Source organism: Corynebacterium sp. HMSC036D02 (assembly GCF_001836165.1).
GTDB lineage: Bacteria > Actinomycetota > Actinomycetes > Mycobacteriales > Mycobacteriaceae > Corynebacterium.
Window position 1 is genome coordinate 75,479 of sequence record NZ_KV827661.1, and the last position, 25,165, is coordinate 100,643.

Below are 25,165 nucleotides of genomic sequence, written 5' to 3' on the forward strand. Positions count from 1 at the left end.
CAACACCTCAAACAAGAACTCGACGACTACGCACAACAACAAGCCAAAACCAAAGCCAACACCGAAGCCGAAACCCAGACCAACACCGACAACGGCGAGGACATCCCCTTCTAAACCCCGTCGATTCAAACGACGACGATAACGAAGAACAGGGGCCTAGCCCTCGTCGAATCAAACGACGACACCACTCCAAACAACCGAAAGGACAAGAAACCAAGAACACACCCACCGTCGAAAAGAACGACGGGTAAAGCCCTTCGCCTGGGGCAGAAATACCAAAGCCTTCCTACACGGCTCTTGCGTGTTAGGAAGGCTTGGGGAGGGGCAGGAAGAGTTATGCAGTCGTGTTGACCGGCTGTGTCTCGGGCTCGTCTGCGTCTTGGTCCTCGTTCATTATGTGTGAGACTCCGTTACCAGCAGCATCCCAGACGGCTTCGTCTTGAATGCCGGCGCGCTTGGCCACGATGGTGGCACACAGTGATTGGCCGGTGACGTTGACGGCGGTGCGTCCCATATCAATGATGGGTTCGATGGCCAGCAACAGACCCACGCCGGCGAGCGGAAGGCCCAACGTGGAGAGCGTCAGCGTCAGCATGACGGTAGCGCCGGTCGTGCCGGCGGTTGCTGCGGAACCAATGACGGAAACGAAGATGATGAGCAGGTACTGGGTGAAGGAGAGATCAACGCCGTAGAACTGTGCAATGAAGATGGCGGCGATGGCCGGGTAGACGGAAGCGCAGCCGTCCATCTTCGTGGTAGCGCCCAGCGGAATGGCGAAGGAGGCGTATTCGCGGGGTACGCCCATGGCCTTTTCCGTAAAGCGCTGGGTAACTGGCATGACGCCCATGGAGGAACGGGTGACGAAGCCAAGGGAAAAGACGGGCCAGACTCGCTTGTAGAAGCCAACTACCGGGATCCGGTTGAATGCGAGCACGGCGGGGTAGACCACGAAAATTACAAGTGCAAGGCCCACATACATCGCGAGGACGAACTTGCCCAAGGAGCTAAGCGCGTCCCAACCATAGGTGGCCACGGCTTTGCCGATGAGGGCGGCGGTGCCAATCGGGGCAAGGCGGATGATCCACCAGAGGACCACCTGGATGACCTTGAGGAAAGATTCGGTGAAGTGCAGGAAGGGATCGGCCGCCTTGCCAGCCTTGACCGCGGCGATGCCCAGCACAAGGGAAATGACAAGGAGCTGAAGGGCACCGAAGCTGAGGGAGATTTCATCTTCGCTCAGCGAAGCGGTGAGACCGAAGAAGTTGGCGGGGACAAGTTGCTGGAGGAAAGCGGTCCAGGAGCCGATGTGGGATGGGTCGGCGGCGGTGGAAGCATCGACAGTTGTGCCTACGCCCGGCTTCATCACGAGGGCGACGAGAATGCCAGCCAAGACGGAGAAGAAGGCCGTAATGGCAAACCAGACCAGAGTAGAGATCGCCAGCGAGGCGGCGTTAGCCACCTTGCGCAGGTTGGCAACCGAGGTGACGACAGCCGCGAAGATGAGCGGCGGGACCATCACCTTGAGTAATTGGACGTACGCGCCGCCGACGCCGGACAGGGTATCGGAGAGCCACTCGGACTCCATGCCGGAGGCGATGAAGCCGAGAATAAGGCCGATGATGAGACCGGCGATAACTTGGGCGCCAAAGCCGGTGGCCCACGAGGGCAGCGTGCGTGAGGATGCACGAGAGGAAGTGTCTGACACGAGATTTTCCTTCTAGACAGTGTTGTATAGAAATGGACCATTTAGTTCGGTACGATCATACCGATCGGTTCACTTGAACTTATAACACCGTACGCTGCCCAGAAATTCCCCCGCAAATTATGGGATACGCTTGGTCCATTCATCGTTGAGGAATTTGGTGTCGACGAGGTGGCGGGCGGCGGCGAGGGAGTCGTCGGAAAGCTCGGCGTCGATGGCGCCATAGCGGGTGGCGAACTCGCGCGCCATGGTCTCGATGATCTCCTCGCGGGGCACGCCAGTCTGGCGGCGGAGCGGGTCGACGCGCTTCTTTGCGCTGGCAAGACCCTTGGACGAGACCTTGACCTTGCCGATGCGCAAGACCTCCATCATCTTGTCCGCATCGATGTCATAGCTCATCGTGGTGTGATGCAGTACCGCGCCCTTACGGCGCTTCTGGGCGGCGCCGCCAATCTTGCCGCCGTCCGAGGTGATGTCATTAATCGGCACGTACCATGCATTGACGCCAAGCTTGTTCAGCGCCGCGAGCACCCACTGGTCCAGGTATTCGTAGCTGGCCTCGTAGGAATAGCCGGCCACGAGCGACTCCGGGGCGTACAGGGAATAGGTCACGCAATTGCCACCCTCCATGAACATCGCGCCACCGCCGGAGATTCGGCGCACCGGAACAATGCCGTGCTTGTCGACGCCCTCCTGATCCAGCTCATTGGCATAGGACTGGTAGGAACCGAATACGACGGCACGATCTTCCCATTCCCAAAATCGGAGCGTGGGCCCGCGCTTTCCTTCAGCAACTTCGTTGAGGAGAACCTCGTCAAGTGCGACATTTACGGGCGTGGGGAGAACACCTGGGCGCAGGATCTCCCAGTGGTGGTCGGTGAAATCGGTGCCACCAGACAGCGCGCGCTTAACGGTGACGGCAAGGTGGTGGGTGTCAAAGCCATGGAGAGCTACGGGTGAATCGATTCGTGCAAGGGCTGCATCGAGGCGGGACTGGATCTCTTCTGTCGAGGTGGCGGTGGTGGTGCCGACCAAGGCGGGGGCTAGTGCCTCATAGGCCTCCTCAGGCTCGAGGAAGAAGTCGCCGGAAACCTTCGCGGCAGTGACGGTGTTGTCGGTGTCTAAATCGAGGTCAACGACGAGCAACTTGCCGCCGGGGACCTTGAGCTCAAAGTGCTTAGTGTGGTTCATAGTTGTCAGCGTACTCAGCGGTGCTGTTCGGAGAGGCGGGGTAGTGGCAGCTGGAAAACGCTGGGGCAAGCAAGTAGGTTTAAGGTATGTCACGTTTTAGCCCACTGAACTGGCCCGTCGTGCGCCAGATCCGGAACAAGGATGCCTTCGGTCGCGATGTGTCTACGCAGTCGGCTAAGAGCGAAGATCTGCGCGGACGCACCGTAGACGCGGACCGCGTGGTGCAATCGGTGTGCCCCTATTGCGCGGTGGGCTGTTCCCAGCGCGTCTATGTCAAGGATGACAAGGTCATCCAAATCGAGGGCGATCCGGACTCCCCAATTTCCCGCGGGCGTCTGTGTCCTAAGGGCTCGGCCTCTGAGCAGCTCATTAACTCCTCGACTCGCATCACCACGATCAAGTACCGAGCACCCTACGCCACCGAATGGCAGGAGCTCGATGAAGAGACCGCGATGAACATGATCGCGGACCGCTTCGTGGAATCGCGCGCAAGGCACTGGGAGGACGTCGATAAGCAGGGGCGTCCCCTTAACCGCACGATGGGTATCGCTGGGCTGGGCGGTGCGACGCTGGATAATGAGGAGAACTACCTCATCAAGAAGCTGTTTACTGCCACCGGCGCCATTCAGGTGGAAAACCAGGCGCGCATATGACACTCCGCCACCGTTCCTAGTCTAGGAACTTCGTTTGGCCGCGGCGGCGCAACCCAACCGCTGCAGGATATGGCGAATGCGGACTGCATCGTCATCGAGGGTTCTAACATGGCGGAATGCCACCCAGTTGGTTTCCAATGGGTCGTTGAAGCCAAGAAGCGCGGCGCGCGCATTATTCACGTTGATCCGCGTTATACGCGTACGTCTGCCTTTGCGAACCGTCACATCGGTATTCGCGGTGGCACCGACGTGGTGTTGCTCGGCGCGATTATCAAGTACGTGCTGGATAATGACCTGTATTTCCACGATTATGTGGTGAATTACACCAACGCGGCGTCGATAATTTCGCCGGGCTTTAAGGACACCGAGGATTTGGAGGGCCTGTTCTCTGGATACGACGCAGAGAAGGGCAAATATGTCACGGACTCGTGGCAATATGTCCAAAAGCCCGAGGGCTCCTCGTGGAACGTGGAGAAGGACATGACGCTGGAGGACCCGAACACGGTCTTCCAGATTCTCAAGCGCCACTACTCGCGCTACACCCCGGAGATGGTGGAGGAGACCTGCGGTATTTCGCCGGAGGACTTCTACTACTTGGCGGATTCCATTGCGCAGAATTCCAACCCGGAGCGCACGACGTGCTTCGCCTACGCGCTGGGCTTTACCCAGCACACTTTGGGTGCACAGTTCATCCGCACCGCGGCAATCCTGCAGCTGCTCATGGGTAACGTGGGCCGCCCCGGTTCCGGCATCATGGCGCTACGCGGGCATGCTTCGATTCAGGGTTCGACGGATATCCCGACCCTGTTCAACTCGCTTCCGGGCTACCTGCCCATGCCGCATGTGGACCAGGAAACCTGGGCGGATTACCTGGATTCTTTCCGCGCGGCGGACCAGAAGGGCTTCTGGCAATTGGGCGAGAACTACGCGGTCTCGCTCATGAAGTCCTACTGGGGCGATGCTGCTACCAAGGAGAACGACTGGGGCTTTAACCTCATGCCGCGCCTCTCTGGAGCACACTCGACCTATGAGACCTTGCTGGCCATGCTGCGCCATGAGGTAGAGGGCTACTTTGTCTTCGGTCAGAATCCGGCGGTGGCGCAGTCCAACGGTGGTATGCAGCGCCGCGGTCTCGCTTCCCTGAAGTGGCTGGTGGTACGCGACTTCCAAGAGATTGAGACCGCAAGCTTCTGGAAGGATTCGCCGGAGATTAAGAACGGCGAGCTGAAGACTGAGGACATTGCTACTGAGGTCTTCCTCATGCCGGCAGCTACCCACGTGGAGAAGTCCGGAACTTTTACCCAGACTCAGCGCATGGTCCAGTGGCGTTTCCAAGCGGTTCCGCCGCCTGGGCAAGCGCGCAGTGAGGCGTGGTTCTTCTACCAGCTGGGCAAGAAGATTAGGGAGCGCCTCGCGGATTCGACTGATCCGCGCGACCTGCCAATCAAGTCCGTAACTTGGGACTACACCGAAGATGAGCACGGCGATCCGAGCTCGGATGAGATTTTGCGGGAGATCAACGGTTACTATCTCGACGGCCCGAAGAAGGGGCAGCTCTTGCCTGCCTTTACAGAAATGCGTACCGATGGCTCCACCTCCGGCGGTTGCTGGATTTACACCGGTGTGTACAAGGACGGCATCAACCATGCCGCGAAGAAGGTTCCGGGTTCGGAGCAAAACGAGGTTGCTCTCGACTGGGGTTGGGTCTGGCCGGCCAATCGCCGCATCTTGTACAACCGTGCTTCCGCAAAGCCGGATGGAACTCCGTGGTCGGAGCGCAAGAAGTACATCTGGTGGGATGAAGAGCAAGGAAAGTGGGTTGGCGATGACGTGCCCGACTTCCCGTTGACGAAGCGCCCGGACTACGTGGCACCTGTCGACGCCATTGGCCCTGATGCCCTCGATGGCGACGATCCGTTTATCATGCAGGCCGACGGCCTAGGCTGGCTGTTCGCGCCGAAGGGATTGTCTGACGGCCCGCTGCCGACTCACTACGAGCCGCAAGAATCACCGGTACACAATGCGCTGTACAAGCAGCAGCAGTCGCCGACGCGTCTGACAATTAAGCGCGAAGACAACCTCTCCCGCCCGGAGCCGGGGGAGCGCGGTGCTGATGTTTTCCCGTTCGTCTTCTCCACCTATCGCCTGACGGAGATGTATACCTCGGGTGCGATGTCACGCCGCCTGCCTTATTTGGCGGAGCTGCAGCCGGGACTCTTCTGCGAGGTGGACAAGGAGCTGGCCGCCAAGCGTGGATTGGTCAACGGTGAGTGGGCCACCATCGTGTCCCCACGCGGTGTCATCGAGGCACAGGTTCTGGTAACGGACCGCATGGAGATGCTTACTATCAATGGTGAGGACTTCCACCAGATCGGTCTGCCGTATCACTACGGAGAATCGGAGACCACCGAGGTAGCCGGCGATGGCGCCAACGACCTGTTGGGCCTGACCCTGGAACCAAACGTATTCATCCAGAATTCCAAGGTGGGCGCGTGCGATATCCAGCCGGGCCGCCGCCCGCGTGGCGAGGCACGTCTTCAGCTCTTGCACGAGTACCAAGAACGAGCACACCTCACCGTGGACTCCGGCAACCGGATCCTGGATGTTGACGATGCCTTCAGCACTGAGAAAGCAGCTACCGAGGACAACACGGGTGATGATGCGACTGCTGGAAACGTCGCCGACTATGAAGGCAAAGAAAGCTAAGGAGGACCAATGGCTAATCTTTTGACCGAAAAGGCTGATAAGCACGGCTATGAGTCCTATCAGCGCATGGCTTTCTTTACGGATACCTCGATTTGCATTGGCTGCAAGGCCTGCGAGGTGGCGTGTAAAGAGTGGAACCGAAACCCGGTTGAGGGGTACGCGGTCACCGGTGACTCTTATGACAACACTGGTTCGCTGGGCGCCAATACTTGGCGCCACGTGGCCTTCATTGAGCAAAGCAACGAGCGTATTCAACAGGCTCGCGAGGAGGGACGGAAACTTGTTTCGCTAGGCATGCCCAAAGCTTCCGCCCCAAGCATGACCCCGGATACCGATGATTTCCGGTGGTTGATGTCCTCCGACGTGTGCAAGCATTGCACCAACGCTGGATGCTTGGACGTGTGCCCGACAGGCGCGCTGTTCCGTTCCGAATTCGGCACCGTCGTGGTCCAAGATGATGTGTGCAATGGTTGCGGGACATGCGTGGCCGGTTGTCCGTTCGGCGTGATTGAGCGCCGCGATGACGGCGGCGTGACGCTGAAGGCGGATAAAACGGCCACCGTGGACTACCAGGTTCCGGACCACGCGGGCGTAAACGTGTTGGCAAAGCTGAAGCAACTCAAGCCGCAGGGCCCCGACCATACACCGGGACAGGCCATGCCCATTAAGAATCTGGGCGTGGCCCAGAAATGCACCATGTGCTATGACCGCCTGAAAATTGGTGAGCAGCCTGCCTGCGCCAAGACCTGCCCGACGGACTCCATCCAATTCGGCCCCTACGAGGAGATGCTTGCCGCAGCGCGGGAGCGCGTGCGCGTCCTCCACGAGCAAGGGCTGACGGAGGCTCGTCTCTACGGAGCAAACTCGCAAGATGGTGTTGGGGGAACGGGATCAATCTTCTTGTTGCTCGACTCTCCTGAGGTTTATGGGCTGCCGCCGGATCCGCGCGTGCCCACGGCGGATTTGCCGCAGATGTACAAGACCGCAGCGAAAGCTATCGGAGGAATGGCGCTGGCTGTGGCCGGGGCATTCATGTTGGGAGGCCGCAAGTGAGCGAGTTTGATGAGTACCGCCCGCCGCAGGAGCCTAGGCGCAGGCGTGGCGGCGGCAAGAAGCGCCGGCGTGGACGAGTCGGAGCCGGCGCACAGGATGGTTCCAAAGAAGAGCGCATGGCCGAGGACTTCGAGTTCTCCTCGTATTACGGCAAGCCAGTAGTCAAGGCCCCGCCGTGGGAGTGGCCCATCGGCGGCTATTTCTTCCTCGGCGGCGTGGCCGGCGGTTCTGCGATGTTGGCCGCCGGTGCCCAGGCCACTGGGAACGCACCGCTGAAACGCTCGACGCGGTTGACGGCTTTCTCCGCGGCGTCGGTAGGTTCGGTCTTTTTGGTGCTGGACCTCGGCCGCCCAGAGCGCCTGCTCAACATGTTCCGCGTCTTCAAGGTGACCTCGCCGATGTCCATCGGCTCGTGGATCCTGGGCAGCTTCGCTTCCGCCGCGGCCCTGCCCGCGGTCGTGGAAGCGGACGAGCTGGTCGGTGGTGTGCTGCCGGAGCCGCTTCGCCGCCTCCTCAATAAGGCCGCGGGCCCAGCAGGCGCTGTCGCCGGCGTGCTTGGCGGACCGCTGGCGGGTTACACCGCGGTGCTGTTGGCCAACACATCAAACCCGACGTGGAATGACGCGAAGAAGCACCTGCCCTATGTGTTCGTGTCCTCGGCCTCGGCAGCGGCGTCGGGTGCTGTCATGGTCTTTACCCCGGTGGAGAATGCGGGCGCGGCACGAGCGCTCGGTATTACTGCCGCAGCGGCCGATCTGGCCGCGACCCGTGTCATGGAAGCGAACATGGAGCCTGAGCCTCTTCGCCCGCTGCACGAAGGCACGCCCGGGAAACTCATGAAGGCCTCTGAGGCGCTCATCGCCGCGGGTGGGGTGGGAACCGTAATCGCGTCGGCGACAAAGTCGCGCGCGGTGTCGGTGGTATCCGGCGTGGCGCTCATGGCGGGATCCGCGTGCACGCGCTTTGGCGTGCTCAACGCTGGGCTGGAGGCGGTGAAGGATCCGTCGACAAGCATTGGCCCCCAAAAGCGGCGCGCTGAAGCCCGCCGCAGGGCAGAGGGCCTCAGCCATTCGACGGTGACTAGCGGATAGAAATCCGTGCATCGCCCGGCACAGTCCGGCCAATGACTGGGTAGCCGGGAACCTCGCCGATGACGAGGAGTCCACCGGATGTTTGGGCATCGGCGAGGAAAATCAAGTCTTCCTCGCTCAAATCTGTGTCGAGGTGGGGGCGCACCCAATCCAGATTGCGGCGCGAGCCACCCGGGATGAAGCCATCCGCCAAGGCATCCTTGGCACCTTCAATCGCAGGAACAGCTGAGAAGTCCAGCTCTGCGCCTATACCGGAGGCGCGGCACATCTTGTAGAGATGGCCCAGAAGACCAAAGCCGGTGACATCGGTTGCCGCGCGCACCCCGGCCGCCACGGCTGCCGCAGAGGCATCCCGATTAAGCGCGGTCATGGAGTCCACCGCGGCCTGGGAGACCTCACCGGTGGTTTTGTGCTTGTTATTGAGGATGCCCACGCCAATCGGCTTGGTCAGCGTGATGGGAAGTCCAGCTTCGGCGGCGTCGTTGCGCAGGATTTTATCCGGGTGGACGATACCCGTGGCTGCCAAACCATAGGTGGGTTCCGGTGCGGTGATGGAGTGGCCGCCGGTAATGGAGATGCCGGCCTGAGATGCCACGTCCATGCCGCCGCGCAGAACCTCGCGCAAAATGTCGAGACCAAGCACCTCGCGTGGCCAGCCAACCAGGTTGATGGCGGTGATGGGGGTGCCGCCCATGGCGTAGACGTCGGAAAGCGCATTGGCAGCAGCCACGCGGCCCCAGTCATAAGGGTCATTGAGCATCGGCGTGAAGAAATCCGCGGTAGAGATGACCGCCAGGCCGTTGGGGATGCGCACGGCGGAGGCATCGTCGCCGTCGTCAAGCCCGACCAGCACGTTGGGGTCCGCGGTGCCCACGAGGCCCTCCACAGCAGACTCGAGTTCTCCCGGGGGAATCTTGCAGGCGCAACCGCCACCGGCGGCAAAGGACGTAAGTTTAATGTCAGTCATAAGTCCTACTTTAGCCCCGTGTAAGGTGAGCAGACGGAGGCGTACGTGTCCTGGTGGGCGCCCCGGTCTTCAAAACCGGTGAGGCCGAGCATCTCGGTCTGGCAGGTTCGATTCCTGTCCGTCTCCGCCATGTGCGCAGCTAGGAGGAACTTTGATGACTGACCCCCGCCGCTTTATCCCGAAGATGGATGAGATCCTCCAGTACCCGGCGGTGCAGGATGCCCACCACCGCCTGGCGCCGCACTCGGTGCGCGGGATCATCGACGCCGTGCTTGCCGACGCCCGCTCCGGCTCCCTCGCCCCCTCCCAGATTGAGGAGGAGCTGGCCACCAGGCTCGATGCTGTGCAGCCATATTCCTTGCGCCACGTCATCAACGCCACTGGCGTCATCATCCACACGAACTTGGGCAGGGCTCCTTTACCGCCGGCAGCGGTAGATGCGCTAGTGTCCGCGGCATCGTATACGGACGTTGAGATGGATCTGGACAGCGGCCTGCGCTCACGAGATAGGGGCCGCGCGGCCGTTGATGCGGTATTGGCTGCATGCCCCGGCGCGGAGGATGCGCTGATAGTGAACAACGGTGCCTCCGCGCTGCTGTTGGCTACGGCGGCCTTGGCCCCTGGCAAGGAAGTCATCATCTCCCGCGGTGAGCTCATCGAGATTGGCGCGGGATTCCGCTTGCCCGAGCTCATCGAGTCCACGGCCACCCGCTTGCGCGAGGTCGGCGCTACGAACCGCACTCACCTGGCGGACTATGAGCGGGCGATGGGGGAGGACACGGGAGCCATCTTGAAGGTGCATCCCTCCAACTTCCTGATCAGTGGGTTCACTTCTTCGGTATCGGTTGCTGAGCTTCGTGCGCTCACCGACTTGCCGCTCATCGTGGATATCGGTTCGGGGTTGCTTAGACCAGATGACGCGCTGCCGGCAGAACCCTCCGCCAGCGAGGCTCTTCGCGATGGCGCCGACGTTGTCCTCTTTTCAGGGGATAAGCTGCTCGGCGGCCCGCAGGCCGGGGTGCTCGTCGGTGCAAAGGAAGCGATTACTGCGTGCAAGAAAGATCCGTTGGCGCGGGCGGTGCGCATCGATAAGCTACGGCTCAACGCGCTCGAGGCCTCTCTGTCCACGCCCTCCAACGCCGTGCAGGACGCGCTCCACATTGATCCGCAGCGCCACCGCGAGCGCACGGAGAAGGTGGCAGCGGCAGTTGGCGGTGAGGTCGTCGAACACGCCGGACGCGTCGGCGGTGGCGGGGCACCCGAGGTGCCGCTACCGGGGTGGGCCGTGGCGTTGCCAGAGGAGTTGGCACGGCCGTTGCGGTTGGGTGAGCCTCCTGTGGTGGCGCGCGTGAATCAGGGGCGCTGCCTGGTGGATGTGCGGTGTGTGCCGGAGGCACAGGATGCCGAGCTCATCGCGGCATTGCGGGCGGTGATCTAGGTGTATGTAGTGGCCACTGCGGGGCACGTGGATCACGGCAAGTCGAGCCTGGTCAAGGCGCTGACGGGGATGGAACCGGACCGCTGGGAGGAAGAAAAGCGGCGCGGATTGACCATCGATTTAGGATTTGTGTGGACGAGGCTGGGCTCGGGCGCGGACGTCGCATTTGTCGATGTGCCGGGGCACGAGAAGTTCTTGGGCAACATGCTGGCCGGGGTGGGGCCGGCATCGGTGGTTCTCTTTGTGGTGGCGGCCGATGAAGGCTGGCAGGCGCAGTCCACCGATCATCGTGACGCGTTGCGTGCCCTGGGAATCGAGCACGGCGTGGTGGCGCTGACTCGTGCTGATAGGGCTGATACTGCCCGCCGGGCAGAGGTAGCCGCGCAGGTCAAAGCAGAACTGGCTGGAACAGCGCTTGCCGACGCTCCCGTAGTCGAAGTCTCGGCGAAGACCGGCGAGGGCGTGGAGAAGCTGCGTGCCGAACTGGACCGGGTTCTCGCCGGTATGCCCACGTCGGATCCGCAGGCGCGCGTGCGGTTGTGGGTGGATCGCGCCTTCAGCGTGAAGGGCGCTGGAACCGTGGTGACGGGAACGCTGGCGGCCGGGACGGTTTCGGTAGGCGATGGCCTTGAGCTCAGTGGGCAACGCGTCACGGTGCGTGGGGTGCACAGTGAGAACAAGGCAGTGGACAGCGCTGCACCCGTCACGCGCGTGGCGCTCAACTTGCGCGGGGTGGCTGCGGACCAGGTTCATCGCGGAGATGCTTTGCTTAGCCCTGGGTGCTGGCGTGTGCTCGACACCGTGGATGTGCGGCGAACGTTCGGTACTGACATGAGCGAGCTTCCGCAGAACCTCGTGGTGCACATCGGCACCGCGGGAGTGGGCGCGCGGCTGCGGCCTTTAAGAGGTGAGTTCGCGCGGTTGACTCTGGAAAGCCCGTTACCGCTTACTTTGCTCGATAGGTTTGTGGTGCGCAGTCCGGGCGGGCGGCACGTCGTGGCCGGTTTAGAAGTGGTGGATGTGCACCCAGCTGAATTAAATAGGCGCGGTGATGCCAAGAAGCGCGCTGTTGAGCTAGAAGCTTTAGAAGCAACGAACCCGGCCCAGTGGCTCAAGCGCTGTGGCTACGCGGAGCTGCGTGGTCTTGTGCGCGACGGCTTTTCTGTGGCAGAGAAGCCGGCGGGAGTCATTGAGTTCCGCGACTGGTGGATCGCCGCCAGTCAGGTCACTGCGTGGAAAGGGGCTTTGATTCAGGCTGTGGAAGCCCATGCCGAGGCGAATCCGCTCTCCCCGGGGCTGACGAAGGCAGCGGCCATGGATGCACTGGGACTGACCGAGCCGGCCTTGTTAGGCCTAGCGGTAGCAGCTGCCAAGCTCGAGACAGTTGATGGCGTGCTGCGCATGCCCGGGCAGACCGTCGACCTCGGCCCCGCGGAGAGGGGAGTGGCGGAGCTCGAGCGGCGACTGCGCGAGGACCCCTTTGCTGCCCCGGAAGCGGAAGACCTCAAAGAGCTGGGACTGGGACCGAAAGAGCTGGCCGCTGCTGAACGCGCCGGTCGCCTGCTCCGGCTGGCCAACGGTGTGGTGCTTCTGCCTTCAGCTCCGCGCGAGGCACTCGCCGTGGTCTCACAGTTGGAACAGCCCTTCACCCTCTCGGAGGCGCGCAAGGTACTTGGAACGACGCGCCGGGTTGCCATCCCGGTGCTGGAGCACCTCGACGCCACGGGGGCGACGCGCCTAGTCGACGGAAAGCGATTCGTGCGCGCGGCAGGGGCAAAGGAACCAAAGTAACGGCACCATTTGTGGCCGGATTTCGGAGAAATCCCAGGTCAGTGTATTAGGTTAAGCGCATAAGGTGCCAGTTAAAAGGTGTCTTTGGGGGACGCGAAGGCGCGTGGACCGGCCGGCAGCGGTGAGGCAAGGGGATCGGCCGGGGCAGTGAACTCCCAATCGGCATTGGGGTTGAGCACTGGCGGGATAGCAGGCTTGTTCGGGTCGATCGGCAACGGCGGGACTGCGGGGGCGAAGAGCTCGGCGGGGTCTATCGGAAGGTCCACTGCGATGCGGCCCGCGGCAGCATAAGCACGGGCGGCAAGGGAGGCACCGGATTGGGTGGCGGCCGCGAACGCGGCGGCCAGCGCTGGGGCATCGGAGAGCCCCGCGCACGGACCGAGGACGAGGTTGTCGTGGGTGGCGAGGACGGTGTCGTCGAGAAGCACGAGCGTCACGAAGAACTGTTCCGTGCCCATCGTGCGGAGCTGATATGCGGTGAGCTCGCCTTCCGCGACGCGAACAAGCGCGCCCTGTCCGCCGTTGAGCAGCGCGGTACCCGCCGGTTGGTTGTTGGCGGGAACCATCCACGGGTCGAGCCCCAAGGCGAGGGCGATCTCCACCTCACCGTCGACAATGTCGACGGTGGCATGCGTCGCCGGGTTCATCGCCGCCGTGCGCAGTCGATTCAGGGCGGGATACTCTGCGGACTCCTCGCCATCGAGTGAACCCAAGAAACCGAAAGCTGAATGTACGCGCCAGCCCCCGGTGGTGGGGTCGGGGAGCAAGGAAACGTCGACGAGCGCAGGCTCCTGCGCCAACCCAGGGATGCTCAACGCGGTGGAGAAGTTCACGTGCTCAAGAACCGCGACGTGCTCGACACCAAAATAAGAAGGAGCTAGCGGATACAGCGCCATAGTTGCGTCAGTCACCTCGTGGGTCAGATGGGAATCGACGGACTTGTCTCAAGCTTACGCAGGAGCCGGATCTCCGATACGGTCGATAGAAGACTTAAACAACAACATATCGAATAAGGAGTGAAGACCCATCACGGCTGATTCTCGTAGTTCGGTGAACAATACCGATCAGAGCAAGAAGCGTACGCGCGAGGCTAAGCGGATTCTTAAAGATATTATCTATCCGCACAACATCCATCCCGCCTTGGTTCCGGGCGTGTCCATCGAAGACCAAAAGGTGAAGTATGGGGTGGACAAACCCATTTTGATCGTCGTGGGCGGACTCATTGTGGCATTCGTTGCCTGGGGCGTCATCGCGCCCGAGCAGGTTTTCACTGCCTCCTCCGCGGCCTTGGATTGGGTCATGCGCAACCTGGGATGGATCTTTACCACGCTGGCAACATTCCTTATGTTCTTGCTCCTCATCCTCGCTTTTTCCAAATACGGAAAAATTCCCTTGGGCGTGGATGGAGAGAAGCCGGAGTTCTCTACTGTGAGCTGGGCAGCGATGCTCTTTGGAGCCGGCATCGGCATCGGAATTATCTTCTTCGGCCCCTTTGAGCCGCTGAGCTACTACCTGTCACCCCGGCCCGGCGCTTATGAGGCCGCCAGCGATGAAGCCGTCATGGGTGCGATGGCTCAAGCAGCGATGCACTGGGGAATCAATGCGTGGGCAATCTATGCCATCGTCGGACTGTGTGTGGCCTACGTGTCCTACCGCCGCGGGCGAGTGCCGTTGATGAGTTCTATCCTCATGCCGCTTTTTGGCAACCGCGAGACGGACTCCATGCCCGCGCGCATCATCGACGGGCTAGCAATCATCGCCACACTTTTTGGCACCGCGGCAACGCTCGGTATTGGAGCTTTGCAGATCAGTCGCGGCGTGGAAATCGTCAGCGGCTGGTCAACCACGGGCAACACGGCGGCGCTGGTCATCATCATAGTGCTGTCCATCGGCACGATCTTCTCCGCGGTCTCGGGTGTATCGAAAGGAATCCGCTGGCTATCCAACATCAACCTTGTCTTGGCGCTCGGGCTCGCGGTCTTCTTCTTTGTCGTGGGGCCCACCGCCTTCCTGGCCAACATGCTGCCCGCCGTCATCATTGAGTACCTCGATGAGATGCCGAGCATGCTCTCCGCCAACATGGGACAAGGCGAAGAGATGGTGTCGTTCCTGTCCTCGTGGACCACGTTCTACTGGGCCTGGTGGGTGTCCTGGGCGCCCTTCGTTGGCGTGTTCGTGGCCAAGATCTCGCGCGGGCGTACCATCCGCCAGTACATTGTGGGCGTCTTGCTTATTCCTTCCGCCATCATCGTGTGTGCTTTCACCATCCTGGGCGGAACGACAATCTGGCTGCAGCGTCGCGACGGAGATATTGCTCCCGATGGGACGATTGATTCCATGCCGCCTGCAGAAGATATCTTCTTCACCGTTCTGGATCACCTGCCGGGGTCGCAGATCATGGCGCCGCTCGTGCTCGTCATGCTCATCGTCTTCTTCATCACCACGGCGGATTCCGCGTCCATCGTGAATTCACAGCTCACGCAACGCGGCAACCCTAAGCCGAAGCCCGGGGTCACCATCTTCTGGGTCATGTGTATGGCGGGAATCGCCGTAGTGATTCTTCTCGCGGGCGGCCGCAATGCCCTGCAAGGCCTGCAGAACCTTATTACCGTGACGGCTCTGCCTTTCGCGGTCATCATTGTGCTCATGTGCATCGCGCTGATTCGAGAATTGCGGCACGACCCCGCGGCCATCCGTACCTTTTACGAGGATCAGGCAATTTCCAACGCCGTCATCCATGGCGTGCGCGAGCACGGCGATAACTTCGCGCTAACCATTGAGCCGACTGCGGTTGACTCCGATTACGCCACCGGTGCGGAGTTCGATTCCACCGCAGCGGAAGTCACCGAATGGTACGCACGCACGGATGAAGAAGGCCACGCGGTGGGCTATGACTATGAAACCGGCGAATACACTGACGATGATCCAACCGTGAAGGATGGCGAGTCACTGGTGCTACCCCCAGAGGAGAACTCCGACAAGCTATAGTTTCCCACTATGGACTTAGCCACCATTGCCTTCGCTTTCAGCCTCGTGCTGCTGTCTGGCTTGTCGACGTCTATCGGTGGCGCCCTAGCCGTCGGCAAGCGCGAGCCCGGCCCGAAGTTCATGGCGGCTGCCCTGGGTTTGTCCGCGGGCGTGATGCTCTACGTCTCCTTCATGGAAATCCTGCCGGAGGCCCTGAAGAAGCTAGAGAGCACTCTCGGGGACGAGGCGCGCGCCACCTGGACGATGATGGGGGCCTTCTTCGCGGGCATTGCGATTATCGCCATCATTGACCGCCTCGTGCCGGAGGAGATCAACCCGCACGAGCCGGCCACCACTGAGGAAGAAGCACGCCGCAAGAGGCTGATGAAGACCGGCATGTTCACTGCCTTCGCGCTGGCCATCCACAATTTCCCCGAGGGCTTCGCCACGTTCCTCTCGGGCCTGGAAGCCCCAGAGATTGCTATTCCCGTTGCCGTAGCTATTGCCATCCACAACACCCCGAGGGCATTGCGGTGGCGGTACCCCTGCGCAGCGCAACGGGGTCACGCAAGAAAGCCTTCTGGTGGGCCACGCTATCGGGCTTGGCCGAGCCCCTCGGCGCTCTCATCGGCTTCGCGCTGCTGATGCCGTTTATCGGGCCGATGACTTTCGGCATCAGCTTCGCCGTCATCGCCGGCATCATGGTGTTCATCTCCCTCGATGAGCTCTTGCCCACGGCGGAGGAGACCGGCGAACACCACTGTGCCATCTACGGCCTTATCGCCGGTATGGCGGTCATGGCAGTGTCGCTCGCGATGTTTATTTAACGCGCTCCGCGGTGGCCTTGACCGCCATGATGATGGTGACGATAACGGCGCCCAAAATAAAGCCGCACAACATGGACAAACCGGTGTCCGCCAACCAGGCGAGGACGCCGTTGTTGATGCTCTCGGTCACGTGGTGGATAAAGCCATAAGGCTGCTCGGCGCCGAATTCGCTCAGGCCCTTGACCACGATGTGGCCGCCGACCCACAGCATGGCGGCGGTACCGATGATGCCGATGATATTGAGCACAATGGGCATGCCCTTCACCAACGCGGTGCCCAGGGCAGAGTCACCATCGTGGCGCTTGAGCAGGGCCACGCCGATGTCATCCATTTTGACTAGCAGTCCAACGGCGCCGTAGACGCCCAAGGTGAGGAGGACACCAACGGTGACCAAGGCGCCCAGGCGCAGCCAGAATGGTTGGTCGATGACCTCGTTAAGGGAAATCACCATAATTTCGGCTGAGAGGATAAGGTCCGTGGTGATAGCGGACTTGACCAGGGAGTCCTCGGCATCGGGGCCCTTTTCTTCCACGGTCTGTTCGTCCTTCTCACCGCGGTGGAGGACAGCATGGAAGATCTTCTCTGCGCCCTCGAAGCACAGGTAAGCACCCCCGCACATGAGGATGGGGGTGAGCGCCCAGGGCGCGATCCACGACAGGATGAGCGCGATCGGCAGGATGATGACGAGCTTGTTGATCAGCGAGCCCTTGGTGATACGCCAAATCATCGGCAGCTCACGCTGCGGCTTGACGCCCTGGACATATTGGGGCGTGACGGCGGCATCATCGACAACGACTCCGGCGGCTTTCACCGAAGTCTTTCCGGCCAAAGCTGCCACGTCGTCGACGCTGGAGGCAGCGGAGCGGGCGATCAGGGCGACGTCGTCAAGCAGGGCATAGAGGCCACCGGCCATGGCTCACATCCTTTAAGATAGGGGAGAAGTACTCACCCTAGGTTACTCGGCAGGAACGAGCTCCACATTTTCTGCCCAAGTAAGGTCCATGCCCAGCGTACGCAGCCAATTCATGGCGTCATCGCCGTAGCGCGTAATGCCTTCGACGGCGGTCAGGGTTCGCTCCATGGCGCGCTCAGCTTCCTCGGCACTGATGAGGCCGTTGGAGGTGGCGGCGGCTAGCTCGTCGATGTCGAGTACATCGACCGGCTCGCCGGAGGTGGAGACCAAGTCGACGTAGAGATCGCGGGTGGTCCACACGTCCCCGTCAATGTCGATATCGGCAACGTCGATGTAGAAGTCCTGGTGCACATCCACACCCTCGCGGAAGTGGAAGATGTTGGCGCGCAGGCCAAGGTCCGGCAGCAGCCAAGACTCGAGGTAGCCGAAGCGCGGGTGGTTAGCACCGCGGGCCATGTAGAGGCCAAAGTCGGTGACCCGGTAGGTGTCTACCTCGCGCTGGAAACCTTTCGGGTCGACATTGATGTTGTCGGCGGTATTGAAGGTCTCTTGCTTGACTGGGTGCAGGTCAGTGCTCATTAGTTCACCTCGAGGTAAGCCGCGGTAGGTGGGAAGGAACACGAGGATTCAGCAGTGTTGACCGCACCAGAGAGGACCGCCACGACGGTGCCCTTGCCAGTCGTTGCACGGCCCGAGACCGTGGTGGGTCCATCGGTGTTGATGCCGTTGTTGAACAGGGGAGTGGTGCCGAACTGGAAGGTGTCCAAGTTGAACCACTGGACGTGCATGGCGCCCTGCTCTTCAGCGGCGGTCGGGGTACCCAGCGCGGTGAAGAGGAAGACGGTTTCGCCTTCGCCTGCACCTGGGGCCGGCATGTCGGTCGGGCCGGGCACGGCGATAGCGGAGCCAACCGAATCGCCCTGCCCGCCGATGCACTGCGCGGAGACCGTGGGCCAGTAGAACTGGCGGAAGCCGGGGTTATTTCCTTCCGGCATGGCTACGCCGCCCTCGCCGCCTTCACCGGCGGTGAAATTAAGTGCGGTGAGGATGGCGCTGCGGGCCTCCTGCGGGATCCATGGCTGTGCCGCGAAAGCGCGAACACGCTCCTGTGTCTCCGGGGTGGGACGGCCGAGGCTGTCCAGCGGGCTACTGCTCTGTGGGATGTTCACCAGCGAGGAGAGGTCGGGGGCGCCGGCATGCGCGGGCGTGATGCTGAGTAGGCCCATCATCACGGCAGCAGTAAGTCCGGCGACGCCACGACGGGCGGAGCGGGAAGAGTGCTGTTCGGAAAAGGCCATGGAAAATCCTTGTGTGTGGGTGGGGGACGTGACGGCAGAAACTAATTCACATGCGCCACAATAGTATCTGCTGCCACAATATTCACTTTTTTGATGTAGTCAACTCTAAACAGAGGTCTACTGTGCGGTATGTCGGCTGTTGATACCATTCTGTTACATCCCGCAGCGCTCTGCGGGATGGTACGCGCGATGCTGCACATGAAAGGGCTAGAGAGTATATTTAAGGGCCGTTCATACCGCTAACGCATCATGCTTTAAGGAGCACCCCACACGTGAGTAATACTGAGTTCCGTAACGTAGCCATCGTCGCGCACGTTGACCACGGTAAAACCACCCTCGTCAACGGCATGCTGGAGCAGTCCGGCGCTTTCGGCGACCATGGCGAACACTCGGATCGCGTCATGGACTCCAACGATCAGGAGCGCGAGCGCGGCATCACCATTCTGGCGAAAAATACCGCCATCCACCGCAAGGGCCTGGGTAAGGACGGCGGGGATCTCATCATCAACGTCATCGACACCCCGGGCCACGCCGACTTCGGTGGCGAGGTCGAGCGCGGTATCTCGATGGTTGACGGCGTTGTGCTGCTTGTCGACGCCTCCGAAGGCCCCCTCCCGCAGACCCGCTTCGTGCTCACCAAGGCTCTGGAGGCGAAGCTGCCGGTCATCATTTGCGTGAATAAGACCGACCGCCCCGACGCCCGCATCGATGAGGTCGTCACCGAGGCCCAGGACCTGCTTCTGGAAATCGCTGCCGGCTTGGAGGATGAGGAAGCAGCCGCTGCCGCCGAGGAGCTCTTGGATCTGCCGGTTCTCTACGCTTCCGGCCGCGAGGGCAAGGCCTCCACGGAGAACCCGGGCAACGGTAATGTCCCGAACGCCGATGACCTGCAGGCGCTTTTTGACGTCATCTATGACGTCCTCCCCGAGCCCTCCGCCAAGGTCGACGCTCCTCTGCAGGCGCACGTGACCAACCTCGACTCCGATGACTTCCTCGGCCGTATCGCTCTGCTGCGCATCTACTCCGGCACCATCAAGAAGGGCCAGCAGGTGGCCTGGATGCACTATGACGAGGAAGGGGAGATGCACACCAAGACCGTCAAGGTGGCGGAGCTCCTGCGCACCGTCGGCTTCCAGCGTCAGCCGGATACCGAGGCTATCGCCGGTGACATCGTTGCCATCTCCGGTATCTCCGACATCATGATTGGTGACACCATCGCGGACGTCGAGCACCCAGAGCCGCTGCCGCGCATCAAGGTCGATGAGCCAGCCATCTCCATGACCATTGGTGTCAACACCTCCCCGATGGCAGGCCAGGGCGGCGGCGATAAGCTCACCGCCCGCATGGTCAAGGCCCGCCTGGACCAGGAGCTCATCGGTAACGTCTCCATCAAGGTGCTGCCGACTGAGCGCCCGGATGCTTGGGAGGTTCAGGGCCGCGGCGAGATGGCCCTGTCTGTGCTCATTGAGAACATGCGCCGCGAGGGCTTCGAGTTGACCGTCGGCAAGCCGCAGGTGGTTACCCAGGTCATCGATGGCAAGACCATGGAGCCCTACGAGATGCTCACCATCGATTCCCCGTCTGAGCACCAGGGTGCCATCACCCAGCTGCTGGCCACCCGCAAGGGCCAAATGCAGTCCATGGACGTCCGCGAGGGCGACTGGGTCCGCATGGTCTTCCGCATCCCGGCCCGCGGCCTCATCGGTTTCCGTACCCAGTTCCTGACGGAGACCCGCGGCTCCGGCATCGCGAACTCCATCTCCGACGGCCTCGACGTCTGGGCCGGCGACATCAAGGCTCGCCCGACCGGCTCGCTCGTGGCCGACCGTTCCGGCCAGATCACCGCCTACGCTCTGCAGCAGCTGGCGGACCGCGGTGACTTCTTCGTGGAACCGGGCATGGAGGCCTACGAGGGCATGGTTGTCGGCGCCAACAACCGTGATGAGGATATGGATATCAACATCACCAAGGAAAAGAAGCTGACCAACATGCGCTCCGCCACCGCGGATGCCACCGTGACCTTGGCCAAGGCCAAGACCCTGTCCCTCGATGAGGCGCTGGAATTCTGTGGCACCGACGAGTGCGTCGAGGTCGGCCCGAAGGTCCTGCGCGTGCGCAAGGTTGAGCTTTCTGCCACCGATCGCAAGCGCGCGGCCGCACGCGCTAAGCAGCTCAACAAGTAGCTCGCTAAGCGGCGCCCCTCGCGCCGCTACAGTGGTGGGGAAAGTTTTTTAGAACGTAAAGGTTGTGTGGAGTGAACCGTTTCCTGCCCCGGCTCAGCGTTATCCTCGCAGCCGCTCTGCTGACGGCCTGCCAGGCTAACCCTGGCCCGCCGCCGGTGGTGGACGAGGATGATCGCAGCGCCACTCCAACGAATTCCAGCACGACGTCCCCGCCACCTGAAGCAGCACCCGAAGAAGACCTTCTGCCGAAGCGCAGCACCGTGTCCATCGGGGTCGACCCGCTGCGCGGCGGGCTCAATCCGCACCTGGTGGCAAACAATTCCGAGCTGGTTAACCAGATTGCGGAGCTAGTGCTGCCCTCTGCGTTCCACGGCACCGAGATGGACACGGATGTCCTGGAATCTGCCGAGGAGATCGAAGCCCCCGAAGGCGTTGCGATGCGTGTGCGCTATACCATCGCCGCGCCAGCCCAATGGTCTGATGGCACGCCGATCAGCGGTTCCGACTTTAACTATTTGTGGTCCCAGATAATGCGCACCCCGGGGACTAAGAATATTTCTGGCTATCGGGCGATCTCGGCTGTGCGGACCTCCGGCAATGGGCGGGTGGTGACCGTGGACTTCGACCACCGCGTCGAAGGCTGGCACAAACTTTTTGCCCATCTGATGCCCTCCCACCTTCTAGAAGACAGGGATTTCGCTTCAGTGCTGGCCGACGGGATCCCCGCCTCCGCTGGGCGCTACCTCGTGGAAAGCATGGACCGCGGGCGAGGAATCATCACTCTCAACCGCAATGACCGCTTCTGGGGAGAGGATCCCGCGAATATTGACGTCATCCAGCTGCGCGCGGTTCGCGATACCGCGCAGGCGGTGAATATGCTGCGCTCGCGCCAGATCGGTTTTGCTGATTTCACCCCGCAACAGACCACCCTGGAGAACTTGAGCCTGCTCAGCAATGTCAATACCGGTGTGGTGACACGGCAACGCCAGCTCCGCTTGGAAATGTCTGCCGCGGAGGGCGCTCTCAACGACCAGCCCCAGCGCCGTGCGTTAGCCTCGCTTCTGGATACCGACCAGATAGCCCGCTTGGCCACCGGCCGCGCCTCGGAGCTGGAGCCCGGACACAATCCCTTCGACAGCAACTCGGAGCTTGCCCCGCTGCGGGAGCGGGCAGGACGCAAGCCCGTGCGCATCGGTGTGGATCCCCAGAACCCTACTGCCTTGGCTGCAGCCACCACCATCGTGGACGTGCTGCAGGCCAAGGCCATCGACGCGGAGGTCGTCACCGAACGCCTGACCACCATTACCTCCGACCTGCTTCCGGCGGGCAAGGTGGATGCCGTGGTGGCGTGGGATGAGAACGGAAACGACGCGATGAGCTTGGCCAATTACTTCGTGTGCGCAACGCCGACGCGCCCAGCGGCAACGCTGTCGGGATTCTGCCCAGACAATTCCGCGGAAACCGCCCTTGGCATCCTCTCCGGTGAGCTGGATTCCGAGGCCGCCGAAGAACGGGTAGGGCACCTTAACAGGGAAGAAGTGCTCTTCGTCCCGCTGCTCAATGAGGTGCGAGTCCATGCTTTGGGCAAGGGTATTGTTGGCCCCGGACAAAGCATTAAGGACTGGGATTCCGGTCTGATTAGCGCACCGCAGTGGAGGAAAGACGATGATTAAGGATCTCACGGGCTACCGCGTCGTGGCTGTTCACGCTCACCCGGATGATGAGGTGCTCTTTACCGGTGGCACGCTGGCGGATTTGTCCGCGCGCGGTGCTGAGGTCACCGTGATTACCGCGACGCTGGGAGAGGAGGGCGAAATCATCGGTGAGCCCTACCAAGGCCTCGCGGAAACAGATCAGCTGGGAGGGTTCCGCGCCTGGGAACTCAAGCACGCGCTCGATGCTTTAGGAATCGAGGGCATCCAGCTGGGCGGTTTTGGGCACTTCCGTGATTCCGGGATGGAAGGCTCGCCTGCTCATGAGAATCCGCGGGCCCTGGTCAACCGTGTGGATGAGGCCGCAGATTTGTTGCGCGGCCACCTAGAACAGCTGCGTCCCCACGCGGTGCTGACCTATGGACCGGACGGCGGCTACGGGCACCCCGACCACATCGCGGTGCACAAGGCCGTGCATGCGGCTGCCGAGCCGGAGCAGCGTATCTGGTGGGCGGTCTTTGAGCGTGCCGCGCACTATCGCGGCCTCGAGGCTGTCATGCCTCCGGAGGGCTGGAGCTTGCCGGATAAGGCGTACTTGGACAACTTCACCAACGCCGGCTGCGATGTGACCTACGAGCTCAGCGACGCAGCACTTGCTGCCAAGCGCGCCGCGATGCTGGCCCACGCCACGCAGATCTGGCTTGCCGACGGCTCCCTCACCACCGTCAACCCCCACGCCGCCCAAGCGGGACTCACGGAACCCGCGCGAGTTCCCGCCGCCTATGCCTTGTCCAACCTGCTCACCATGCCGCTGCTGCGCCAGGAGTTCTACCAGCTTGGCCAGGGGGAGCCGCAGGAAACATTGCTGGGGGAGAAATGACCGAGCGCGCCATTCGCACTGATTTCTCCCGTGGCGAGCAAATAGGTGGCCTGGTGTGGCTCGTCTTAGGCGCACTCTGCTCATTGACGCTCGAGGTGGTCTATCTCACCGCGCGCCTGCCGTGGCCCGGCGAATCCGGGATGGCCTTTCCCATCACCATCCTCATCGCCTTCTGGTTCAACGGGGTGTTGACCCGCACAGCGCGTCTGTGGAGTGAGAATCCCTACATCGCAGGTACGCCAGGGCTGGCCTGGGTGGGAGGATTTCTCGCGTTCATGCTGGGAGCCGCCATGGGGGATAGCAGCCTGCTGGCCAATAATATTCTCAGCCTGCTGCTGTTCGCCGCGGGAATCGCGGGTAGCGTTTGGCCATTTTTCGCCTCGGAGTAGCATACTGTTAGTCGTAGAAAACCCGTGACACACAGGAGTTTAAACACCTTATGACTTACACCATCGCGCAGCCTTGCGTCGACGTGATGGACCGCGGCTGCGTTGAAGAGTGCCCGGTCGACTGCATCTACGAGGGCAAGCGCATGCTCTACATCCACCCGGACGAGTGCGTGGACTGCGGCGCCTGTGAGCCGGCGTGCCCGGTGGAGGCCATCTTCTACGAAGATGATGTCCCGGATGAATGGTTGGATTACAACGACGCCAACGCTGCCTTCTTCGATGATCTCGGCTCCCCGGGTGGCGCAGCAGCTCTCGGCCCGCAGGACTTTGACGTCCCGATGATTGCTGCACTCCCGCCTCAGAACCAGGAGTAGACCATGAGCCGCACGCCGCTTGGACACACACTCCCGGATTTTCCGTGGAACTCGCTTGCTGACGCCAAGAAGAAAGCACAGGCGCACCCGGACGGGATCGTTGACCTATCGGTGGGCAACCCCGTCGATCCGGTTGCCCCTGGCGTGCAGCTAGCGCTGTCCGCAGCGGCCGAGGCTCCCGGTTACCCGCAGACTCAGGGCACCCCGGAGTTGCGTGAGGCCATCGCGAAGGCGCTTGAGCGCCGTTACAACATGAACGTGGACGCGGTGCTGCCGGTCATCGGCACCAAGGAGGCCATCGCCTGGCTGCCCACTTTGCTGGGCATGCGCGGGGAAACCGTGGCTTTCCCGACGGTTGCTTATCCCACCTATGAAGTCGGTGCGCTCCTGGCCGGTGCCAAGCCCTTGCGCGCCGACGAGGATTTCCAGGATGCCTCGCTGGTGTTCATCAACTCGCCGTCGAATCCGACGGGCCGGGTGCTGGGCGTCGAGAAGCTGCGTGAGATCGTCGCCTGGGCGCGCGAGAATAACGCCATCGTGGCCTCGGATGAGTGCTACATGGGCTTGGGCTGGGATGATGAGAACCTGCCGGTGTCCATTCTGGATCCGCGCGTGACCGATGGCGACAGCACCGGGCTCATCGCCATGCATTCGCTCTCCAAGAGTGCGAACATGGCCTCCTACCGCGCCGGTTTCTTCGCGGGCGATGCCCAGCTCATCGCGGAGTTGCTGGAGCTGCGCAAGCACGCAGGACTCATCGTTCCAGGCCCCATTCAGGCGGCCATGGTCGCCGCGCTTGACGACGACCCCTCCGAAGCCCTCCAGCGCCAACGCTACGCCGCGCGCCGTGTGGATCTCATGCGGGCGCTGACTGGTGCGGGCTTTAAAATCGAGCACTCCGAGGCTGGGCTCTACCTGTGGGCAACGCGCGGTGAGAACTGCCGCGAGACCGTTGACTGGCTGGCCGAGCGTGGCATCCTCGTTGCCCCCGGTGATTTCTATGGCCCGGCGGGCGAGCAGTTCGTGCGCATTGGCCTCAACGGTACGGACGAGCGCATCGCGGCGGCGGTGGCGCGCTTGGCTGAGTAAG

General features: G+C 61.8%; 19 protein-coding genes, 1 tRNA gene and 1 pseudogene. 14 read left to right on the forward strand and 7 right to left on the reverse strand.

Annotated elements, in window-relative coordinates; all coding sequences use genetic code 11:
- Positions 1-334: 334 nt before the first annotated feature.
- A complete protein-coding gene (locus tag HMPREF2743_RS03135; RefSeq protein ID WP_070597044.1) occupies positions 335-1,705 on the reverse strand; it encodes a dicarboxylate/amino acid:cation symporter in 1,371 nt (456 codons plus the stop codon).
- A 117-nt stretch (positions 1,706-1,822) separates the two neighbouring features.
- Entirely contained in the window at positions 1,823-2,893 is a 1,071-nt protein-coding gene (locus HMPREF2743_RS03140) for a lipoate--protein ligase family protein (RefSeq protein WP_070529063.1), read from the reverse strand.
- Between the two features lie 86 nt (positions 2,894-2,979).
- On the opposite strand from HMPREF2743_RS03140, the gene fdnG reads away from it, so the two are divergent.
- The 3 genes from fdnG to nrfD are packed head-to-tail and all read left to right on the forward strand — an operon-like array spanning position 2,980 to position 8,396.
- Complete coding sequence (fdnG, locus tag HMPREF2743_RS03150) at positions 2,980-6,252, forward strand: formate dehydrogenase-N subunit alpha (protein WP_232770869.1); 3,273 nt, start codon at positions 2,980-2,982, stop codon at positions 6,250-6,252.
- 9 nt (positions 6,253-6,261) lie between these two features.
- A complete protein-coding gene (locus HMPREF2743_RS03155; RefSeq protein WP_070524873.1) occupies positions 6,262-7,305 on the forward strand; it encodes a 4Fe-4S dicluster domain-containing protein in 1,044 nt (347 codons plus the stop codon).
- A complete protein-coding gene (gene nrfD / locus HMPREF2743_RS03160; RefSeq protein WP_070524875.1) occupies positions 7,302-8,396 on the forward strand; it encodes an NrfD/PsrC family molybdoenzyme membrane anchor subunit in 1,095 nt (364 codons plus the stop codon). Before HMPREF2743_RS03155 ends, nrfD begins: the two co-directional genes overlap by 4 nt.
- Here the strand turns inward: nrfD and selD are convergent.
- On the reverse strand, positions 8,386-9,363 hold the full coding sequence (gene selD / locus HMPREF2743_RS03165) for a selenide, water dikinase SelD (protein ID WP_070524877.1): 978 nt from the start codon (positions 9,361-9,363) through the stop codon (positions 8,386-8,388). The two genes, nrfD and selD, sit on opposite strands and share 11 nt — an antisense overlap.
- A gap of 35 nt (positions 9,364-9,398) precedes the next feature.
- Here selD and HMPREF2743_RS03170 point away from each other — a divergent pair.
- The 3 genes from HMPREF2743_RS03170 to selB all read left to right on the forward strand — a co-directional run bounded on the left by HMPREF2743_RS03170 (position 9,399) and on the right by selB (position 12,592).
- Positions 9,399-9,493: transfer RNA gene (locus HMPREF2743_RS03170), tRNA-Sec, on the forward strand.
- Between the two features lie 24 nt (positions 9,494-9,517).
- Positions 9,518-10,801, forward strand: coding sequence for an L-seryl-tRNA(Sec) selenium transferase (gene selA / locus HMPREF2743_RS03175; RefSeq protein ID WP_198531058.1), 1,284 nt, complete (start codon positions 9,518-9,520; stop codon positions 10,799-10,801).
- Entirely contained in the window at positions 10,802-12,592 is a 1,791-nt protein-coding gene (gene selB, locus HMPREF2743_RS03180) for a selenocysteine-specific translation elongation factor (RefSeq protein ID WP_070529050.1), read from the forward strand.
- 71 nt (positions 12,593-12,663) lie between these two features.
- Here selB and HMPREF2743_RS03185 read toward each other — a convergent pair whose 3' ends face one another.
- The gene (locus HMPREF2743_RS03185) at positions 12,664-13,488 is read right to left on the reverse strand and encodes a hypothetical protein (RefSeq protein WP_070624770.1); all 825 of its coding nucleotides are present in this window, start codon (positions 13,486-13,488) and stop codon (positions 12,664-12,666) included.
- A gap of 154 nt (positions 13,489-13,642) precedes the next feature.
- Here HMPREF2743_RS03185 and HMPREF2743_RS03190 point away from each other — a divergent pair, with 154 nt between their 5' ends.
- Together HMPREF2743_RS03190 and zupT are read left to right on the forward strand one after the other, a co-directional pair.
- On the forward strand, positions 13,643-15,580 hold the full coding sequence (locus HMPREF2743_RS03190; RefSeq protein ID WP_070745670.1) for a BCCT family transporter: 1,938 nt from the start codon (positions 13,643-13,645) through the stop codon (positions 15,578-15,580).
- A 9-nt stretch (positions 15,581-15,589) separates the two neighbouring features.
- Positions 15,590-16,386, forward strand: a pseudogene (zupT, locus tag HMPREF2743_RS03195) (zinc transporter ZupT).
- Here the strand turns inward: zupT and HMPREF2743_RS03200 are convergent.
- Genes HMPREF2743_RS03200 through HMPREF2743_RS03210 form a run of 3 tightly spaced genes read right to left on the reverse strand, consistent with a single transcriptional unit; the run spans position 16,379 to position 18,597 of the window.
- Positions 16,379-17,299, reverse strand: a complete 921-nt coding sequence (locus HMPREF2743_RS03200; RefSeq protein WP_070745668.1) for a DUF808 domain-containing protein — start codon at positions 17,297-17,299, stop codon at positions 16,379-16,381. The pseudogene zupT and the gene HMPREF2743_RS03200 overlap by 8 nt on opposite strands.
- A 42-nt stretch (positions 17,300-17,341) precedes the next feature.
- A complete protein-coding gene (locus HMPREF2743_RS03205; protein WP_070529033.1) occupies positions 17,342-17,878 on the reverse strand; it encodes a ribonuclease FAU-1 family protein in 537 nt (178 codons plus the stop codon).
- Entirely contained in the window at positions 17,878-18,597 is a 720-nt protein-coding gene (locus HMPREF2743_RS03210; RefSeq protein ID WP_070745667.1) for an Rv1157c family protein, read from the reverse strand. Before HMPREF2743_RS03210 ends, HMPREF2743_RS03205 begins: the two co-directional genes overlap by 1 nt.
- A 272-nt stretch (positions 18,598-18,869) precedes the next feature.
- On the opposite strand from HMPREF2743_RS03210, the gene typA reads away from it, so the two are divergent.
- The 6 genes from typA to dapC all read left to right on the forward strand — a co-directional run bounded on the left by typA (position 18,870) and on the right by dapC (position 25,164).
- The gene (gene typA, locus HMPREF2743_RS03215; protein WP_070529025.1) at positions 18,870-20,780 is read left to right on the forward strand and encodes a translational GTPase TypA; all 1,911 of its coding nucleotides are present in this window, start codon (positions 18,870-18,872) and stop codon (positions 20,778-20,780) included.
- Positions 20,781-20,851: 71 nt separating this feature from the next.
- Positions 20,852-22,453, forward strand: a complete 1,602-nt coding sequence (locus HMPREF2743_RS03220) for an ABC transporter family substrate-binding protein (protein ID WP_070745665.1) — start codon at positions 20,852-20,854, stop codon at positions 22,451-22,453.
- The gene (locus HMPREF2743_RS03225; protein ID WP_070818148.1) at positions 22,446-23,312 is read left to right on the forward strand and encodes a PIG-L family deacetylase; all 867 of its coding nucleotides are present in this window, start codon (positions 22,446-22,448) and stop codon (positions 23,310-23,312) included. The genes HMPREF2743_RS03220 and HMPREF2743_RS03225 overlap by 8 nt, the downstream gene beginning before the upstream one ends.
- Complete coding sequence (locus tag HMPREF2743_RS03230; protein WP_070745661.1) at positions 23,309-23,701, forward strand: hypothetical protein; 393 nt, start codon at positions 23,309-23,311, stop codon at positions 23,699-23,701. The genes HMPREF2743_RS03225 and HMPREF2743_RS03230 overlap by 4 nt, the downstream gene beginning before the upstream one ends.
- Positions 23,702-23,751: 50 nt before the next feature.
- Positions 23,752-24,075 (forward strand): ferredoxin, encoded by a 324-nt coding sequence (gene fdxA / locus HMPREF2743_RS03235; protein ID WP_005327491.1) that lies wholly within the window; start codon positions 23,752-23,754, stop codon positions 24,073-24,075.
- Between the two features lie 3 nt (positions 24,076-24,078).
- Complete coding sequence (gene dapC / locus HMPREF2743_RS03240; RefSeq protein ID WP_070818149.1) at positions 24,079-25,164, forward strand: succinyldiaminopimelate transaminase; 1,086 nt, start codon at positions 24,079-24,081, stop codon at positions 25,162-25,164.
- The last annotated feature ends 1 nt before the right edge of the window (position 25,165 follow it).

Excerpts from the sequence above, each read along its gene's own strand:
- HMPREF2743_RS03140 (WP_070529063.1), bottom strand. The coding sequence starts at position 2,893 with ATGAACCACACTAAGCACTTTGAGCTCAAGGTCCCCGGCGGCAAGTTG.
- HMPREF2743_RS03155 (WP_070524873.1), top strand. The coding sequence starts at position 6,262 with ATGGCTAATCTTTTGACCGAAAAGGCTGATAAGCACGGCTATGAGTCC.
- selD (WP_070524877.1), bottom strand. The coding sequence starts at position 9,363 with ATGACTGACATTAAACTTACGTCCTTTGCCGCCGGTGGCGGTTGCGCC.
- selA (WP_198531058.1), top strand. The coding sequence starts at position 9,518 with ATGACTGACCCCCGCCGCTTTATCCCGAAGATGGATGAGATCCTCCAG.
- HMPREF2743_RS03185 (WP_070624770.1), bottom strand. The coding sequence starts at position 13,488 with ATGGCGCTGTATCCGCTAGCTCCTTCTTATTTTGGTGTCGAGCACGTC.
- HMPREF2743_RS03200 (WP_070745668.1), bottom strand. The coding sequence starts at position 17,299 with ATGGCCGGTGGCCTCTATGCCCTGCTTGACGACGTCGCCCTGATCGCC.
- HMPREF2743_RS03205 (WP_070529033.1), bottom strand. The coding sequence starts at position 17,878 with ATGAGCACTGACCTGCACCCAGTCAAGCAAGAGACCTTCAATACCGCC.
- HMPREF2743_RS03210 (WP_070745667.1), bottom strand. The coding sequence starts at position 18,597 with ATGGCCTTTTCCGAACAGCACTCTTCCCGCTCCGCCCGTCGTGGCGTC.
- HMPREF2743_RS03225 (WP_070818148.1), top strand. The coding sequence starts at position 22,446 with ATGATTAAGGATCTCACGGGCTACCGCGTCGTGGCTGTTCACGCTCAC.
- HMPREF2743_RS03230 (WP_070745661.1), top strand. The coding sequence starts at position 23,309 with ATGACCGAGCGCGCCATTCGCACTGATTTCTCCCGTGGCGAGCAAATA.
- fdxA (WP_005327491.1), top strand. The coding sequence starts at position 23,752 with ATGACTTACACCATCGCGCAGCCTTGCGTCGACGTGATGGACCGCGGC.
- dapC (WP_070818149.1), top strand. The coding sequence starts at position 24,079 with ATGAGCCGCACGCCGCTTGGACACACACTCCCGGATTTTCCGTGGAAC.